Origin of the sequence: Neobacillus drentensis (genome assembly GCF_036965245.1) — a bacterium.
Lineage (GTDB): Bacteria > Bacillota > Bacilli > Bacillales > Cytobacillaceae > Neobacillus > Neobacillus drentensis_G.
The window spans coordinates 42,839-60,594 of sequence record NZ_JBALPG010000016.1 but is presented as its reverse complement, the minus strand read 5'-3'; the positions used below and the strand labels follow the sequence as shown (position 1 = coordinate 60,594).

Annotated in this window: 16 protein-coding genes and 1 other RNA gene; 11 read left to right on the top strand and 6 right to left on the bottom strand. The window is 38.3% G+C overall.

Translation table 11 applies throughout. The features are described 5' to 3' along the window. The first annotated feature begins 52 nt into the window (after positions 1-52). The 6 genes from V7150_RS04175 (at position 53) to V7150_RS04150 (ending at position 5,348) form a co-directional block, all read left to right on the top strand. A complete protein-coding gene (locus tag V7150_RS04175; RefSeq protein WP_335513880.1) occupies positions 53-424 on the top strand; it encodes a CotD family spore coat protein in 372 nt (123 codons plus the stop codon). A gap of 125 nt (positions 425-549) precedes the next feature. After that, a complete protein-coding gene (locus V7150_RS04170) occupies positions 550-1,107 on the top strand; it encodes a DUF1273 domain-containing protein (RefSeq protein ID WP_335513888.1) in 558 nt (185 codons plus the stop codon). Positions 1,108-1,243: 136 nt separating this feature from the next. Further along, complete coding sequence (gene gpsB, locus V7150_RS04165) at positions 1,244-1,546, top strand: cell division regulator GpsB (protein ID WP_335513879.1); 303 nt, start codon at positions 1,244-1,246, stop codon at positions 1,544-1,546. A gap of 79 nt (positions 1,547-1,625) precedes the next feature. After that, positions 1,626-2,026, top strand: an RNA gene (gene rnpB / locus V7150_RS04160) — RNase P RNA component class B. A 175-nt stretch (positions 2,027-2,201) separates the two neighbouring features. Continuing rightward, on the top strand, positions 2,202-3,341 hold the full coding sequence (locus V7150_RS04155; RefSeq protein WP_335513877.1) for a THUMP domain-containing class I SAM-dependent RNA methyltransferase: 1,140 nt from the start codon (positions 2,202-2,204) through the stop codon (positions 3,339-3,341). Between the two features lie 81 nt (positions 3,342-3,422). Then, positions 3,423-5,348: an ATP-dependent DNA helicase gene (locus V7150_RS04150; RefSeq protein WP_335513875.1), complete on the top strand. Its 1,926-nt coding sequence runs from the start codon at positions 3,423-3,425 to the stop codon at positions 5,346-5,348. 43 nt (positions 5,349-5,391) lie between these two features. On the opposite strand, the gene V7150_RS04145 is transcribed toward V7150_RS04150, so the two are convergent. From V7150_RS04145 to V7150_RS04135, 3 genes are all read right to left on the bottom strand, one after another. Then, positions 5,392-5,631 (bottom strand): metal-sulfur cluster assembly factor, encoded by a 240-nt coding sequence (locus V7150_RS04145; protein WP_335513874.1) that lies wholly within the window; start codon positions 5,629-5,631, stop codon positions 5,392-5,394. A gap of 529 nt (positions 5,632-6,160) precedes the next feature. Beyond that, positions 6,161-6,463: a hypothetical protein gene (locus tag V7150_RS04140; RefSeq protein ID WP_335513890.1), complete on the bottom strand. Its 303-nt coding sequence runs from the start codon at positions 6,461-6,463 to the stop codon at positions 6,161-6,163. 309 nt (positions 6,464-6,772) lie between these two features. Continuing rightward, complete coding sequence (locus V7150_RS04135) at positions 6,773-7,465, bottom strand: Crp/Fnr family transcriptional regulator (RefSeq protein WP_335513872.1); 693 nt, start codon at positions 7,463-7,465, stop codon at positions 6,773-6,775. A 213-nt stretch (positions 7,466-7,678) separates the two neighbouring features. On the opposite strand from V7150_RS04135, the gene V7150_RS04130 reads away from it, so the two are divergent. The 3 genes from V7150_RS04130 to V7150_RS04120 all read left to right on the top strand — a co-directional run bounded on the left by V7150_RS04130 (position 7,679) and on the right by V7150_RS04120 (position 12,982). Further along, complete coding sequence (locus V7150_RS04130) at positions 7,679-10,042, top strand: nitric-oxide reductase large subunit (RefSeq protein ID WP_335513870.1); 2,364 nt, start codon at positions 7,679-7,681, stop codon at positions 10,040-10,042. A gap of 529 nt (positions 10,043-10,571) precedes the next feature. Further along, positions 10,572-12,074 (top strand): carboxypeptidase M32, encoded by a 1,503-nt coding sequence (locus tag V7150_RS04125; RefSeq protein WP_335513868.1) that lies wholly within the window; start codon positions 10,572-10,574, stop codon positions 12,072-12,074. After that, positions 12,071-12,982, top strand: a complete 912-nt coding sequence (locus tag V7150_RS04120) for a DMT family transporter (RefSeq protein ID WP_335513866.1) — start codon at positions 12,071-12,073, stop codon at positions 12,980-12,982. Before V7150_RS04125 ends, V7150_RS04120 begins: the two co-directional genes overlap by 4 nt. A gap of 39 nt (positions 12,983-13,021) precedes the next feature. Here V7150_RS04120 and V7150_RS04115 read toward each other — a convergent pair whose 3' ends face one another. The 3 genes from V7150_RS04115 to V7150_RS04105 are packed head-to-tail and all read right to left on the bottom strand — an operon-like array spanning position 13,022 to position 15,336. Continuing rightward, positions 13,022-14,689: a b(o/a)3-type cytochrome-c oxidase subunit 1 gene (locus tag V7150_RS04115; protein ID WP_335513864.1), complete on the bottom strand. Its 1,668-nt coding sequence runs from the start codon at positions 14,687-14,689 to the stop codon at positions 13,022-13,024. Then, positions 14,689-15,165 carry a cytochrome c oxidase subunit II gene (locus tag V7150_RS04110; protein WP_335513862.1) on the bottom strand — a complete coding sequence of 159 codons (477 nt, stop codon included), beginning with the start codon at positions 15,163-15,165 and terminating at the stop codon, positions 14,689-14,691. Before V7150_RS04110 ends, V7150_RS04115 begins: the two co-directional genes overlap by 1 nt. A 21-nt stretch (positions 15,166-15,186) precedes the next feature. Further along, the gene (locus tag V7150_RS04105) at positions 15,187-15,336 is read right to left on the bottom strand and encodes a cytochrome c oxidase subunit 2A (RefSeq protein WP_335513860.1); all 150 of its coding nucleotides are present in this window, start codon (positions 15,334-15,336) and stop codon (positions 15,187-15,189) included. A 672-nt stretch (positions 15,337-16,008) separates the two neighbouring features. Between V7150_RS04105 and V7150_RS04100 the strand changes: the two genes are divergently transcribed. Then, the gene (locus V7150_RS04100; protein ID WP_335513887.1) at positions 16,009-17,097 is read left to right on the top strand and encodes a type III polyketide synthase; all 1,089 of its coding nucleotides are present in this window, start codon (positions 16,009-16,011) and stop codon (positions 17,095-17,097) included. Next, positions 17,098-17,667, top strand: a complete 570-nt coding sequence (locus tag V7150_RS04095; RefSeq protein WP_335513858.1) for an isoprenylcysteine carboxyl methyltransferase family protein — start codon at positions 17,098-17,100, stop codon at positions 17,665-17,667. Positions 17,668-17,756: the final 89 nt, after the last annotated feature.

The window sequence follows — 17,756 nt, the reverse complement described above, 5'->3', positions numbered from 1 at the left end:
CCTTTAACATAGGCTGTTAATGTAAACAGAATATTTGAAAGGAGATTTTTATATGTATCTTGGAACAAATTTTTTGCCGCCAGTCATCCATCCGACTCAGGAAATTGTAAACCATACGTTTTCTACAACAGTGGTGCCGCATATTCATCCAGTACACGCAACAACGGTGAATCATCACTTATACCAACATAAACATTACTGCCCGCAAACTGCTTCATGCTGTGAAGATGTATGCAATCAGCAAATCAACTGCTGTAACCCATGTGCACCAGGCGGAATACCTGCTGCAAATGTCGTCCCAGGTTTTGGAGCAGGAGGCCCAGGCTTCGCACCAGGAGGCCCAGGCTTTGCACCAGGAGGCCCAGGTTTCGGACCAGGAGGCCCAGGTTTCGCACCAGGACCATTTATGGGTCCTCGACCATAACTTCAGGGGTGTTAATTGCAAGGGCTTTTTAGCCCTTGTTTTTTATTGCTTCTTACTTTATGATATGCTTTTTTGAACAAAATGTTTGTCCATTTAAAAAAATTTTTAGGGGGAGATCATTCTTGATTAAAGTGCTGACCATTTCAGGGTATAAACCGTTTGAAATAGGAATTTTTAAAAAAGACCATCCATCCGTTTTATTTATTAAAGCCGCCATCAAGAAGTTTTTACTGCCTATGATTGAGGATGGCTTAGAATGGGTGCTGATTAGCGGGCAATTAGGGGTAGAACTTTGGGCTGCTGAGGTTATATTTGAAATACAGAAGGAATTTCCCAATTTAAAGCTTGCGGTAATCACTCCGTTTCTTGAACAGGAGGCATCCTGGAATGAAACAAACAGAGAATGGTATGAGTCTGTTTTGGCTGGGGCAGATTACATTGATTCTGTATCAAAAATGGGATATGAGAAGCCTTGGCAGTTTCGCTTAAAAAATCAATTTTTTATCGAAAAAAGTGATGGCCTTCTTCTCCTTTATGATCATGAAAAGGAAGGTAGTCCGAAGTATTTATATGAGCTGGCTATTCAATATCAAAAAAATCACGCCTTTTCGATTGACTTAATTACATTTTACGATCTACAAATGATTGTAGAGGAAGAACAGTATAAACAAGCAGATTTTTAAGGAATGCTTAAGCAGTTTACCTATATAATGAAATGATTTTACTAACCATTAATTTAAAAAACAAAAGAAAATTGACAAAAGGACTTATTTTTGAAAAAATAATAGTTAATGATTGGCTAAACTTGAGGTGATTTGAATGTTGGCTGATAACGTGAAATTAACAGCTAAGGATATTTTAGAAAAAGAGTTTAAAACCGGTGTTCGAGGTTATAGACAAGAAGATGTTGATAAATTTTTGGATTTAATCATTAAAGATTATGAAATGTTCCATCAAGAAATAGAAGAACTGCAACATGAAAACATAAGGCTTCGAAAACAGCTTGAGGAATCGTCAAAAAGACAGCCTGTGGCACAACCAGCTGGGACGACTAATTTTGATATTTTAAAAAGATTATCCAATCTGGAAAAACATGTTTTTGGCAGTAAACTATACGATTGACAGTTTGTATCGCAATTTCCTAATAATAACCATTGAATTAACAGCAGGAAATACATATAATAGAAAAGTATCATTAATGACGTTCGGGTAATCGCTGCAATGAGCTTTACGCGAATTGTTGAGGAAAGTCCATGCTCGCACGGGCTGCGATGCTCGTAGTGTTCGTGCCTAGCGAAATCATAAGCTAGGGCAGTTGGGTGTAAGTCCAATTGACGGCCGGGAAAATACCTAAGTCTTTTTAGGATATGGTATGTGTACCTATAAAAGTGCCACAGTGACGTAGCCTTTCTAGAAATGGAAAGGGTGGAACGGGTAAACCCCACGAGCGAGAAACCCAAATAATGGTAGGGGAACTTTCTCTGAGGAATTGAACGAGGAGAAGGACAGATTTCAACGTAAATCTGTAGATAGATGATTACCACCTAAGTACGAGACTAATGGTCGTTTGCAGTACTATGGTACAGAACATGGCTTACAGAACGTTATTAATGGGAATGTATGCTGGATAAGAAACGGCTCTCCTGAATTGGGGAGCTTTTTTATTGGTAATAATGGCATTCACTGTTTGTTTTTTGTCAATAATGAAAGCGTATATACCATTATTCTAGGAAATCGAAAACATACATACAATTGAAACTTACTTAAGGGTGAAGATATGGGAAACTATCAAATAATTGCTACAGCGGCAATGGGGCTAGAAGCCTTAGTTGCAAAAGAAGTACGATCGCTTGGATATGACTGTGAAGTTGAGAATGGGAAGGTTACCTATACTGGGGACGAAGCTGCCATTGCCCGCAGTAATTTGTGGCTTCGAACGGCTGACAGAATAAAAATCAAGGTTGGCGAATTTAAGGCCTTCACCTTTGATGAATTATTTGAAAAGACGAAAGCACTGCCGTGGGAAAAATTCCTACCTGAAGATGCAGAATTTCCTGTTGTTGGAAAATCTGTAAAATCGAAGCTTTTTAGTGTCTCTGATTGTCAGGCGATTGTCAAAAAAGCCGTTGTTGAACGTCTGAAAAAGCATTATAAGAGGAGCACTTGGTTTGAGGAAAGCGGTGCCCTCTACCGTATTGAAGTCGCCTTGTTAAAGGATATTGCGACTATTACCATTGATACGAGCGGTCAGGGCCTACATAAGCGAGGCTACCGGATTGACCAGGGTGAAGCACCATTAAAGGAGACACTTGCAGCCGCGCTTGTGATGTTAACTAATTGGAAGGGAGACCGCCCCTTTATTGATCCTTTCTGCGGTTCTGGGACTATTCCCATAGAAGCAGCAATGATAGGACAGAATATTGCTCCAGGATTTAACCGTGAATTTGTTTCGGAAGGCTGGAATTGGATCTCTCCTAAGGTTTGGGATGAAGCTCGGAATGAAGCTGAAGACTTGGCGAATTATGATCAGCTCTTGGACATAACAGGATCTGATATAGACCATCGGATGGTAAAAATTGCTCAGGAAAATGCCTTTGAGGCCGGCTTTGGTGATTTAATTTACTTTAAGCAGATGCAGGTGAGAGACATTTCAACAAGTAAGGAATACGGTGTCATTGTCGGAAATCCCCCATACGGTGAAAGACTTGGGGATAAAAAGGCTGTCGAGCAAATGTATAAGGAAATGGGGCAGGCATTTAGTAAGCTTGATACGTGGTCGATTTATATCATGACATCAAATGAAGAGTTTGAGCAATATTATGGAAAACCAGCAACTAAGAAACGGAAGCTATTTAATGGATTTATTCGAACAGACTTATATCAATACTGGGGAAAACGACCACCACGTGAAGGTTGATCCGAAATAACTTTCAATTTTATATAAAAAATTATATGTCGAGTGCTAATCCTAGCGCTCTTCTTTTTTTGGAGGTAGACTATGCAAAACCGAATGCCGTTTGATGTTTCCAAAACCGAATCCTTCTATGACAAATTAGGAGAATGGATTGGCGACATATTTTATGATATTTTGCCCGAGGCAGGCTTCGAACTGAGGGATGAACAAATTTACATGGCTTTTCAATTAGAAAAAGCATTTAAGGATAAAAAAGTAATGTTTGCTGAAGCAGGAGTTGGAACAGGGAAGACGATTGTGTATTTGCTATACTCGATAATGTATGCAAGGTATACAAATAGGCCTGCTGTGATTGCCTGTGCCGATGAGACCCTAATTGAGCAGCTTGTAAAAAAAGAAGGAGATATTGCCAAGCTTGAGAATGTACTCGGATTGAATATCGATGTTCGGCTGGCAAAATCACGAGGTCAGTACCTGTGTTTAAAAAAGCTTGATCAGGTTCGGAATAATGAAATATCAGATGAAATATCTGATATTTATCAAAAACTGCCTGATTTTATCCACATGGGCGGCTCGATGCAGTCTTTTGAAAGGTACGGAGACAGACGGGATTTTCCTAATTTATCAGATGAAAAATGGAGCAATATTAATTGGGATACTCTTCAGGATTGTTTTTCCTGTGAAAAACGCCATCGCTGCGGGTTGACATTGCACAGGGAATATTATCGGCATTCAACGGATTTAATCATCTGTTCCCATGATTTTTATATGGAGCATATTTGGACAAAGGAATCACGAAAGCGGGAAGGGCAGCTGCCACTGCTGCCTGAGCATTCTTCTGTTGTTTTTGATGAAGGACACTTGCTTGAATATGCTGCGCAAAAAGCGTTAAGTTACCGATTTACAGATTATACATTAGATACGCTGCTTACAAGGTTAATGGAAAATGAAGTGCGCGAGAAAACATTGTACACAATAGAAGAAGCGCTTTTAGATAATGAATCATTTTTTGACGCCATTTCAAAATATACCGAGCATACAAAAGGTTCTGAAAAACAAATTATTACTAAGCATCCTTTAGTATTAAAAACATGCAGGAAGCTGCTTTCAACTCTTCAATCCTTAGAGGAAGAACTTGTATTTGAAAGCGAGCTATATGTTATTAGTGAGTATGATTTAAAAATTGTTGAGGAGTATTTGGAGCAAATCACCTATTCTTTATCGCTTTTCTTACAAGAATTGAATGGAATCACTTGGTTTGAAGAAGGCGGGGGAGAACGAACGCTGGTTATCATGCCAAAAATGGTCGAAGAAGTGATGCGTGAAGAAGTGTTCTCACAGAAAAAGCCGTTTATTTTTTCGTCTGCAACACTGTCCAACCAAAAATCGTTTGACTATATAGCAAACAGTCTTGGAGTGAAGGATTACTTATCCTTTTCTGTTGCATCACCATTTGTCTATGATGAAAAGATGGAAGTCTATCTACCAGGCTTTCCAAAAGGAAGCATGGAAGATAAAATTAATTATCTTATAAAAATGATTTATCACTCAGAGGGTCGGGCTCTAATACTTTTAAATAATAAAGAAGAACTATCGCATATTAAAAAGCAGCTATCAGGAGTAATTCCTTATCCAATTTATTTTGAAGGTGACGAGGAGATAAGCACACTCGTTTCGAAGTTTCAAAATGAGGAGCATGCGATTTTATGTTCCATCCATCTCTGGGAGGGTCTTGATATTCCGGGAAGATCACTTGAAAATGTCTTGATTTTTTCGCTTCCCTTCCCGCCTAACGACCCAGTTTTTACTGCAAAGAGAAATGGGGTGGATAATCCATTCTTCGAGGTGGATTTACCCTATATGCTCCTCCGGCTAAGGCAGGGTGTAGGACGATTAATTCGGAGTGAAAAGGATCAGGGAACGGTTCATATCATGATAGAAGAAGATCCTGATTTTAACGTATTACAGAGTGTTATAGACGCCATTCCAACCAAGCCAAAAGAAGCTTAAATAAAAAAACGGAGGCCCTCAAAAAGAGTGCTTCCGTTTTTTATCACCTTCCTAAATAACTTTTTCCCGCGTCTGTCATTTTGTCAGGTGACCATGCAGGTTCCCAAACAAGATTGACCTCGACATTTCTTGTTTCCTCAATTCCTTCCACACAAAAGCGTACACCTTTTGTAATGCTGTCATGAAGCGGGCACCCTGGTGTTGTCAGTGTCATTGTAATCTTAGCATTGGCATCTTCAGTAATGTCAACATGATAAAGTAAGCCTAAATCAACAACGTTCATGAAGGATAAAGAGATCATGTTCTTTATATTCCTTTATGGCTTCCATATTATTTTGATAGGGCTCAATTTTTTTTAATCCTCACGGACGTCCAATTCTATGATTCTTTGTTCCATATGATCGATCAACTGCCCCTCTTTTTTAATTGATAAACATTTTATTATTAATAAAATCAGATTGTCGAGAAAGGGTATTTTTCTGGGCAATTTTTTATTCTGTCAAAATCTAAATACCAAATTTATTGATTGTCCCTGCGAATGGGCCTGTTGATTTCCACTCCAGGCACTCGCTTTCCGCGGGGAGGTCCAGGAGCCCGTCTAGCTGCAGCGCCTAGCCCCTTGAGGTCGCTTCGGTCCTGCCGCTGAAGTCAAAGAACGACTTCAACGTCAGGCCCTCCAGCGCTTGTCGGGGCTGGACAAGGCGCTTCCGCTTTTCCTTCTCCTCGGCGCTTTGGCGGCCTGCGGGGTCTCCAGTGACCTCTCTATCCCGCAGGAGTCGAGTGTCCTCCGCTCCAATCAACAGGGAGGCAATTCAATTTAAAGTATTGCAACACACTTTTTCTAACCTTGCCAAGTGTGTTACAATCTTTTTTATATTTTGGCAGGCTGCAGTAAGAAGAGCCTGTTCACTTGCATTTGCCTTTAAGTATGTAGAATCCGTAAATAAAACACGTTCGCCAACCATCTTATGATTCATTGTTAGAAGAACAATTTCATCAAAAATCTCCTGAAAAATATTTAAACGAAGAAGATGGTCATCAGGTACCAATTCATCAATAGATACAAATTCATATTCACTTTGGCTAGACTCTTTTGGCTTAAACATTGATTTCATCACTTATTTTTATAATTTATTTGTTGAGTTGAAGGTCTTTATTGAAAGCACTCTGTTGATTGGCGCGGAAGGCACGATGACTCCTCGAAAATGCTAACGCATTTCCTTCGTGCGTGGGCAGATTCAAGGATGCAATTCAATGTCCTGCCCCGTACTCCCGCGGAAAGCGAAGTGCTTGGAGCGCCAATCAACAGACCTGTTTAAAAGCCTATACACCAATAATATTATACCGAATTGACGCGGTGAATTATTGAGTAAATGAATAAAATAAGAGGCTGCCGAGAGTTATTCGACAGCCTGATTTTATTATTAATAAAATAATTCTTTTTGTAATGCCTCACGGTCGATTAGGTAAAATCCATTTTCATCCAGGGTAACGTATTCTTTTTTCTTCACATGATTAATGGTTCTACTAACTGTTTCTCTAGAAGTGCCTATCATATTGGCTAATTCTCGATTAGTGAACTGGGTTGTAAGCTTGTAATGTTCTCCGGCCATCTCACCGTTTGATTTACAAAGTCTAATAAGAAGTAAAATAATTTGTTCAAACGTATTATGGAGAACTTGTGCCTCTAGTCTTCCTTGCAGATCAACAATCTTTTCTCCTAACACTTTAAATAGTTTAATGCACAGTTCTGGATAGGAAATAAGGATTTCTTCAAATTTGTCAATCGGGATGACAATGAGATAGGCATCTTCCATCACCTCGGCATGTGCCGGAAAATTCCCTTTTCTGAAAAATCCTGCATGGGGAAACATTTCACCAGGCTCAAGGACGGAGATTAATTGTTCTTTACCTGATTGATCTGTTTTACAAATTTTGATTTTCCCGCTATGTATAAAGAACACGCGGTCAAGAAGATCATCCTGCATAAAAACATACATCTTATGTCTATAAAAGCGCGTTTGAGCAATCTTAATGATTGGATCAAGCTCTGCTAAAGATAATTCTTTGAAGATAGGGACGTCAGACAACCGTTTTATTATATCCTCATGCTTCATTAACATCACCTTCATATTATTAATTCGATTTAGTTACATTGTAGCAATGATATTACATCGAATATGTGACCTCCGTCATAGCTGTCACCTTTTGTAAAAATTATTCTCAGTGATGTGAGAAAAATCACAGGGATAAAATGAGGTACTTCACTTTGTAAGATAGGTATCAAAGTTAAAATACCAATTGTAATGAAACATGAGAGGATGAAAAGCATGGAAATACAACGGGGGACAATAACAAAAAATTTAGTAATGCCAAATAAAAATGGATTATTGAAATCTATTTTAGTTGTCACCATTTTACTTAGCTTCACTGTCTTGCTTGCTGGCGGCTATTGGATATTTAAGGAACAAGCACCCAGACCATTAAAAGTAACGAATGAAAAAGGCGATGTCCTTTTAACAAAAGACTCCATTATGGGAGGTCAGGCAGTTTTTCAAAAGTACGGTTTAATGGACTACGGTACAGTTTTAGGACACGGTTCTTACATGGGTCCTGACTATACGGCTGAAGCCCTTAAAATTTATACAGAAGGAATGCAAGATTTTAAAGCAAATAAAAAGTATAGTAAGGATTATGTCTCGTTAAATGAGGATGAAAAATCCGTTATTAAAAATAATGTCATTAAAGAAATGCGCAAGAATCGCTATGACAGCAGTAAGGATACAATGGTATTAACTAATGCACAAGAGTTCGGACTTGAGAAAGTAAGAGCACATTATCAAGAGGTATTTTCAAAAGGTGATGGCTGGGGATTAAAGGCAAGCCTAATTAAAGAAGGAGATGTGCCAAAAACAGATCGTGCCTATGTTGCACAAGGCGACCAAATTACGCAAATATCTGATTTCTTCTTCTGGACAGCTTGGCTCTCTAGTACTGTTCGTCAAGGTGATAATATTACCTATACGAATAACTGGCCTTACTACGAAGATGCCGGAAACCATTTATCCTTTTCGGCTATCTGGTGGAGCGGTGCCAGTATCACGCTATTTGTTTTAATGGTTGGAGTTATTCTTTTCTTCTTCTACCGCTATCAATTTGGCATGCAAGAAGCGTATAAAGAGGGTAATTTTCCACGAATTGATTTACGCAAAATGCCAGTGACGAGCTCTCAGGTAAAGAGTGGAAAATATTTTGTCATAGTTTCCGCATTATTCTTTGTTCAATGTATGTTTGGGGCACTATTAGCCCACTATTATATAGAGCCGGATAGTTTCTTTGGATTGAAGTGGATTCACGATATTCTACCATTTAATATTGCGAAGGGTTATCATTTGCAGCTAACTATTTTCTGGATTGCAACTGCTTGGCTTGGAATGGGTATTTACATAGCTCCACTAGTAGGAGGATATGAACCCAAGAAACAAGGATTATTAGTCGATATTTTATTCTGGGCATTGGTTGTCCTAGTTGTCGGCAGTATGGTTGGAGAATGGCTTGGTGCCAATGGCTATTTAGGAAACAATTGGTTCCTATTCGGACACACTGGCTGGGAATATATCGAGTTAGGACGAATTTGGCAGCTGATTCTGATTGTCGGAATGCTCATCTGGCTGTTTATTGTTTATCGAGGAATTAGGGCGGGGCTTAAACGAGAAACCGACAAGGGCGGCCTAGTCCACTTATTATTCTACTCAGCGATTGCTGTACCTGCATTCTATATCTTTGCCTTGTTTATCAACCCAGGAACAAGTTTTACATTTGCAGATTACTGGCGCTGGTGGATTATCCACTTATGGGTTGAAGGTATTTTTGAAGTATTCGCTGTTGTTGTAATTGGTTTCTTATTGGTTCAGTTAGGCCTAGTAACAAAAAAATCAACAGTAAGACAGTTGTATTTTCAATTAATTTTACTGCTTGGGAGTGGAGTAATCGGAATTGGACACCACTACTACTATAATGGGTCTGCTGAAATTTGGATCGGACTTGGAGCCGTGTTCTCTGCTATGGAAGTAATTCCATTAACATTATTGATTCTTGAAGCATATGAACAATACAAAATGATGCGCGCTGGCGGTTTTGACTTCCCCTACAAAGGTACTTTCTGGTTTTTAATCTCTGTTGCCATCTGGAACCTAGTTGGAGCAGGTGTGCTTGGATTCTTAATTAATTTACCGGCCGTAAGCTATTTCGAACATGGACAGTTCTTAACACCAGCACATGGTCATGGGTCTATGATGGGTGTATACGGTATGTTTGCTTGTGCGGTACTTCTTTACTCATTAAGGAATATTGTGAAACCAGAGGCTTGGAACGATAAATGGCTGAAATTCAGCTGTATCATGTTGAACGTAGGTCTTGCAGGTATGGTCTTCTTATCCTTACTTCCTGTCGGTTTCATTCAAATCAAAGAAGCATTCAACCATGGATACGCTGCGTCCCGTTCAGCAGCCTTCCTACAAAAGGATCTTGTCCAAACATTACTAACCTGGCGAGCGGTGCCTGACACCATTTTCCTTATTGGCGTAGTGGTATTGATGTTATTCTGTGTAAAAGCACTCTTTAATTTGCGAAAACCAACGCATAAAGAAGGGGAGAGACTTCCAGTAAAAGATTTAGCATTGGATGAAGAATAATAGAAAAAATCCGTAAAGCTTAGCTTTGCGGATTTTCGTTTTTTTTTCATCAGTTTTTCATAGCATTCAAAACAGTAAATTTCTTTTTCTTCTGTATAGACACCGTTAAAAAAACCATCTATGCAATAAACACCTTTTTGACAGCATTTACATAAACTTACTAATTCTCTCAATTTTCTAGCCCCCAGACTTATCAATAGTATTAATAAAATCATGGTTTAGGTGTGTAACGAAGCACTAATCATATGTTGAAGTATACTTATTATAAAAAAGAAGTTAACAATCTAAAAAGGAGTGAAAATGAAGTAATTTTTTGTCTTAAGTGTCTTTGAAAAAGACTAGTCACTTAACCTTTTCTAATCATTTTACGTAAGTAATTTAATTCTAGGTTACATCCTCTTTTCCCTTTATCTTTATTTTACAACAGAATTTCTATTCTGTTGTTTTTTATCCAGTTAAAACCGTACAACAACTTTTTTTCAGAAAAATATGGTAAAATTTATCTGTCAGTAAGAGAGGGGGATTTCCAATGAGTTTTGTACAATTAGAAAAAGAATTTTTGGATTATGTAAAAAAAATGTCTGCTTATAATGAAGCACTAGGATTAATTTATTGGGATCTTAGAACGGGTGCTCCCAAGCAGGCGGTGGAGCAACGGTCGGAAGTGATCGGAATGTTATCTTCTGAGGTATTTAAAATGTCCACATCCGAGGAGATGGCAGCTTACATAGCCAATTTATCAAAACAGCCGATTTCCGAAAAAACGAAAAAGATCCTCGAAGAGTGCAAAAAGGAATATGAGCGAAACAAAAAAATACCAGCCGAAGAATACAAAGAGTTTGTCATACTCCAATCAAAGGCAGAAAGTGTCTGGGAGGAAGCCAAGGAAAAGGCTGATTTTGCATTGTTTAGTCCATATCTAGAAAAGCTAGTTGCAATGACAAAACGGTTCATCAGCTATTGGGGCTATGAAGAAAATAAGTATGATGTTTTATTAGACATGTACGAACCTGGTATTACCATGGAAGTATTGGATCAAGTATTTGGCGAACTAAGGAAAAAAATTGTCCCTTTGGTCAAACAGATTTCAGAGTCCTCCAATAAGCCCAAAACAGATTTCATATTTGAAAGATTTTCTAAGGAAAATCAGCGCGAATTTAGTTTGAACATCCTCGGAAAAATGGGTTATAACTTCAATGCAGGAAGACTTGATGAAACCGTTCATCCTTTTGCAATCGGTTTAAATCCCGGAGATGTCCGTGTGACCACAAGGTATGATGAAAACGACTTTCGTACAGCTGTTTTTGGTACAATTCACGAGGGCGGTCATGCTTTATACGAACAAAATATTTCAAAATCCTTGATTGGTACACCGCTTTGCACTGGAACCTCAACGGGAATTCACGAATCGCAGTCTCTTTTCTATGAGAATATTCTAGGACGAAGTTTTTCATTTTGGAAAAATAACTACGACTTATTGAAGTCATATACAAATGGTCAGTTTGATCAAGTTGAAATAGAAGAATTCTATCGTGCAATTAATGAATCTAAGCCATCACTGATTAGAATTGAAGCAGACGAATTAACCTACCCGCTTCATGTGATGATCCGGTATGAGATTGAAAAAGGGTTATTTAATGATGAAATTGAAGTGAAAGACCTGCCAAAGATTTGGAATGACAAGTACGAAGAGTACTTAGGCATTTGTCCTGAAAATGACGGAGTGGGAGTGCTTCAGGATGTCCACTGGGCTGGAGGCAGCTTTGGTTATTTCCCATCCTACGCCTTAGGGTATATGTATGCAGCACAATTTAAGCATAAAATGATCGAGGAGCTTCCAAATTTTGATCTTTTATTAGAGGAAGGTAACCTACTCCCTATTAAAGAATGGCTGACAAAAAATATTCATCAATATGGAAAAATGAAGAAGCCGCTTGAAATCTTACAGGATGTCACAGGAGAAGGTCTAAATGCTAAATATTTGATTAATTATCTTTCTGAGAAATATGGAAAGGTTTATCAGTTAAATTGAAGAAGGCTATACCCATTATATTTATTGCTATAAGTGCATCATTATGGGGGATTATTGCAATATTTGTAAGGAAACTTACTGAAGCAGGTTTTACCCCGATGGAAATTGTTACGATTAGGGTTGTTACAGCTGCAATGTTTCTCGGATTGATTGGAGTAATAAAATTCCCAGTCCAAATGAAAATCAAATTCCCAGATATCGGATTATTTTTTGGAACGGGGATATGCAGCATTGTTTTATTTAATTGGTGCTATTTTTCCGCTATTAATCAAATGAATTTGTCGCTTGCAGTGATTTTATTATATACAGCACCAGCATTTGTAACTATATTATCCTATTTATTTTTAAAGGAAAATATGGATTCAACTAAAATACTATCCGTATTAGCGACCATTGTTGGCTGCGTATTGGTTGCTGGTGTCAATCTAAATGCTGCAGCAGTCATACGTCCGATCGGGATTCTAACAGGGCTTGGGGCAGGCTTTGGTTATGCCTTATACACGATATTTGGTAAGTTTGCCTTGAAAAAATATTCAACCTTTACGGTAACATTGTATACCTTTATCACCGCATCGCTTGCATTACTACCCTTGACACATCTCTGGGATAAATGGAGCCTCCTAATGAGTGATGATATTCTCTTATATGGGATTGGTCTAGGCCTTTTTCCTACGGTAATCGCTTATTTACTTTATACAAAAGGGCTTGAAAAAGTTGAAGGAAGTAAAGCAGCCATCATTGCCACCGTAGAACCAATTGTTGCTACTATTTTAAGTGTTTTTCTTTATAAGGAAGGTTTTGGGGTCATCCAAGCAATCGGATCAATTGTAATTCTTTTTTCGGTTCTCCTTATTAATCGTTCTAAAAAAAGCAAATGGAAGATATATAATAAAAAGGCTTCAATCTAGGATTGAAGCCTTTTAAATTAACTTAATAATAATATTGAGTTACCATTTACTCCAGGTTTGGAACCCCTTTGACCCTGGAGGTGCATTTTGAATGATATCAATAAACGGAATCGTGTAAGCGAACAGAATAAGGGCCGCTGTAATACCAAGCCACAATTTCCAGTTTTCAAATACCATTGGTGCTTTTTCTTCCGGGTTTTCTGCTTCAGCAACTGGGAATTCCTGTTCTCCTTTAGGAGCAAAGAATGCAAGGTTAATAAAGATAATCAGCACTAAAATAATTCCAAGGAATAATATCGAGCCGCCAACTGCCTGAGCGACTTGATAAGGAATCCACTCAGCTGCTTGCTTTGCACCGCCGTACGTAGAGAAGGCAGAACGTCTTGGTCCGCCAAGAAGACCTTGGAAATGCATTGCACCTGACATGAAAGTCATACCAATGAACCAAACCCACGCTTGAATAATGCCTAATTTATTCATGGCTTTCGTTAATTTACGTCCAGTTAAATGCGGAACCAACCAGTAGGAAATTCCAAAAAACGTTAACACAACGGATGTTGCAAGTGTTAAATGGAAGTGACCAGTTACCCAAATGGTGTTATGCACGACTTGGTCCATTTGGTTAGAAGCATTGATAAGTCCACCAGCGCCAGCAGGAATAAAACTTGCCATACCGATAAATGGAACAATAAAGCGGGCGTCGCCCCATGGAAGCACTTTAAACCAGCCAAAAAGACCTGTCGCTCCCTTAGACCGTCCATATCTCTCAAATGATGCGAATAGAGAGAAAGCAGTCATTAAGGAAGGAATAACCACCATGAAAGTAAGAATTACTTGGAAAAACTTCCAAGCAGGATCAATTCCAGGCTCTGTTAGTTGGTGGTGAAAACCAACCGGAATGGAAAACAGCAAGAACAAAATAAAGGACAATCGTGCTAAAGAATCTGAGAAAATTTTTCCGCCAATAATTTTTGGAATAATCGCGTACCAGCACATATAAGCTGGTAGTAACCAGAAATAAACAAGCGGGTGTCCAAAGTACCAGAACAACGTCCGGCTGACTAAAACATCTACAGTGTCAACTAAACCTAGTGACCAAGGAAGTAACTGGAATAGGACAGTTGCAGCTACACCCAAAGTCGCGACAATCCACATAACCGTATTGATTACTGCCATAAAGCTTAATAATGGACTTGGCTGACCAGGATTGTTTTTGCGCCATCTTGCATAGGTCATGATCTGAGCAGCACCATCAAGCCAGCTTCCGACAACGACGAAGGTTAAACCTAAGTAAAAAATCCAGTGAGCTTTAAGTGGTGCATAAAATGTATAAAGAACAGATGCCTCTTTAAGAAGAACCATTGTAGCTGCCATTAAAGTACCGATTAACATAACCCAAAAGCCAATCCAGCCAGTGCGGCGTGCGGCGTTCGAATGTCCGCCGGTTGTTCTGCTTACAGCAGCATATTGGAATCCCATAATGAAGAAGGTTGTTAACACAAGACCCATTAAGACACCATGAACTGTTAAGATTTGATAATAATCAATTCCCCATGGAAGTTCCCATTTTCCGGAACGGACAAGGGTTTGCAGGAGACCCATTAATCCTCCAAGAGCAAGTGCTGAAAAGGCAACAAAGAAGTGAGCCATTGAAAGTTTTGCATCACGAGGGTCAACTTTTACTTTTGCAGCTGCACTGTTAACCATTATTTTACCACCTCAATCATCGAACTCATTAAATGGTGCCCGGCACCACAATATTCATTACAAACAATTAAATATTCGCCTGCTTTGTCAAATGTTGTTGTATATTCGCTGACATAACCAGGTTCAAGCATCATATTAATATTAGTCCCAGCCATTTCGAAGCCATGGATGACGTCTTTTGTTGTGGCAATGACTTTTACTTTAGCACCTAGCGGTACTTCGACTTTAGCCGGATTATAAGAGAAAGCGGATGCTACGTAAACTAATTCGTAGTCCCAATCTTTTCCTTCAACTTTGTGAAGTCCTGGTTTGTCAAAAGGTTTGGTTTGATCTACCTTTTCAGGATTAACAGTTGTTAAACAGCTTGGCGGTTTGTTGCCAAGATAGAAGGCGCTAACACCTATTACTGCTAAAAAAATGACAAGGCAGCTAATTCCAAAAGTCAGCCAAATTTTTTCAAATTTATGCATGTGCATAATTTTTTCCCCCTTCAATCATTAAAAACGGTCTACAAATAGGTAGTAAACGCCTGCCCAGGTGACAATAAGAAACGCTCCCAATAAGAAAACGGACGCTAATGTCCCTTTAAGAGAAGAGCTGTCTTCTACTTCTGTTTTTTGTTTTGTTTTCAGTTCCGCTTTCGCCATCCCCTTGCACTCCCTTCAGAAAATTGAATTAAATAAATAAGTTCTCTTTCATAATACAAAACAATCGTGAAAGTAAACTATGAAATTTCGAAATTCACAAATTGTTCATACCTTTGGTATCTACTATGTTAATGTTAAAAACTTGATGTAACAGTGATTTTTATCACAATGAATTAGGTGTAAATGTGAAGAAAATGTGAACTATCAAACCTTCCCTGTGATAAAAGTAATTGAATAATATTTCACAAACAAGAGGGTTTGAGGCGCAATATCAAAGTCACATTGGTGAAAAATCAAAAATATAATAAAGAGAACCTTTCAAATGTCTTAATTATCATAGGAAGTGAGTGGTTTTGTTGGAGAAATTCTATTGCGAAAAATGTCGACTTTTATATAATAAAGTAGAATATTGCAAAGTTTGCGGATTATTGGCGAGCAACAAAATAAAGATCGAGGTTCAAAAGCAATCTGAAAAGCAATAAAGATATTGGAAATGTTTATATAATGAAGGAAATCTTAATCAGCGTTATAATTTAATTGCACAACAACACCCTTCAAAACGTTTGCTTCCCTGTATAGGGAAGTTTTTTTTATCAAATCATGGTAAATCCCTCGCATAAATCTTTTGAATACTGGAAAAAATACCCTTACATACGTGGAAGGAGAATGATGATGCCTGCCATTATTTCTGTATCAGAGGTTATTCCCCCATTTGAAATTTCCCAGAACGATGCATCTGAGTTTGCAAGAGAACTTTTTGCTGACTCATTTAGGGATATTGAAAGACTGTTAAAAGCCTTTCAGAACGGGCAGATTGAAAAAAGGCATTTTGTCAAAAATATTGAATGGTTTAAAGAAAATCATTCGTTTGAAGAGAAGAACCATGCCTACATTGAGTCCGCTGTGGTCCATGGAAAAGAAGCGGTTGTAAAATGCTTATCTAATCCTATCTTCCTTAAGAAGAATATTTCTTTTGAAGAGATTGACGCCATTTTTTTTATCTCAACAACTGGCATTTCAACCCCAAGTATTGAAGCAAGAATAATGAATCAATTGCCTTTTAAACCACATACAAAACGGGTACCGATATGGGGGCTTGGCTGTGCCGGCGGAGCGTCAGGATTATCAAGGGCATTTGAGTATTGCTTAGCGTTTCCGAAGGCCAAAGTCATCGTTCTATCCGTTGAACTATGCAGCTTAACATTTCAGAAGAATGACCTTTCAAAAAGTAATCTAATTGGAACATCACTTTTTGCAGATGGAATTGCCTGCGCTTTAGTTTGCGGTGATGAAGTAAATAAAGAGGAGTTTAGCAAGAAGGCTGCATCACCTACGATTATCGCAACGCAATCTACACTTATGCCAAATTCCTTGGATGTGATGGGATGGGAAATAAGAAATTCGGGATTATACGTCATATTTTCCCGTGATATCCCACATATTATCGAAGACTGGCTAAAGCCAAATGTAACGAGGTTTTTAGCAGAGCACAAAACCAACCTGGGGCAAATTGACTTTTTCATTGCCCATCCTGGCGGTAAAAAGGTATTGGATGCATATGTGAAGGCTTTAGATATTCCTCATTCTATGAATGAAGTTTCTTTGAAGGTTTTAAGGCAATATGGAAATATGTCTTCAGCAACGATATTTTATGTGTTAAGGCGATATATGGAAATGGACATTCCTAAAAATTCCATTGGTTTAGGAACAGCACTTGGTCCAGGATTTAGTTCCGAATTACTCTTACTGAGGTGGGAATAAATGATTGATCTCCTTCTATTTATAATAGTAATTAGTTTTGTCATCCTTCAGCGTACCGTAGAACTTTTTGTTGCAAAAGGAAATGAGAAATGGATGAAACAGCAGGGAGCAGTCGAGTTTGGTGAACAGCATTATAAGTATATTGTCATAATGCATGTACTGTTTTTTGTCGTATTATCTACAGAAAAAATTTTGTTAGAACGGGGGCTTTCTCAGGTATGGCCAATTGTTTTTGGTCTATTTTGTTTTGCCCAGTTCATGAGAATCTGGTCGATCACATCTCTCGGTAAGTATTGGAACACGAAGATTATTGTCTTACAGGGTACGAAGTTGGTCAGGAAAGGGCCATACCGATTTTTAAAGCATCCGAATTATTTTGTAGTCGCTATCGAACTGATTGTTGTGCCTTTATTGTTTAACGCTTACTATACTGCTTTTCTGTTTACTGTATTAAACGTTATTATGATGATGGTTCGAATTCCTGTGGAAGAAAAAGCACTTAAAGCATTAACAGAATATGAAGAAGTCTTTCAAGATTGTAATCGCTTCATTCCGAGGATTGTTAAATAAATGTGACAGTTATACAAGGAGTATTGAAAATGATTATCAGCCGTGCTAAAATGAACTTAACAATGAAAATCATTCTCAGGTGAGAGTAT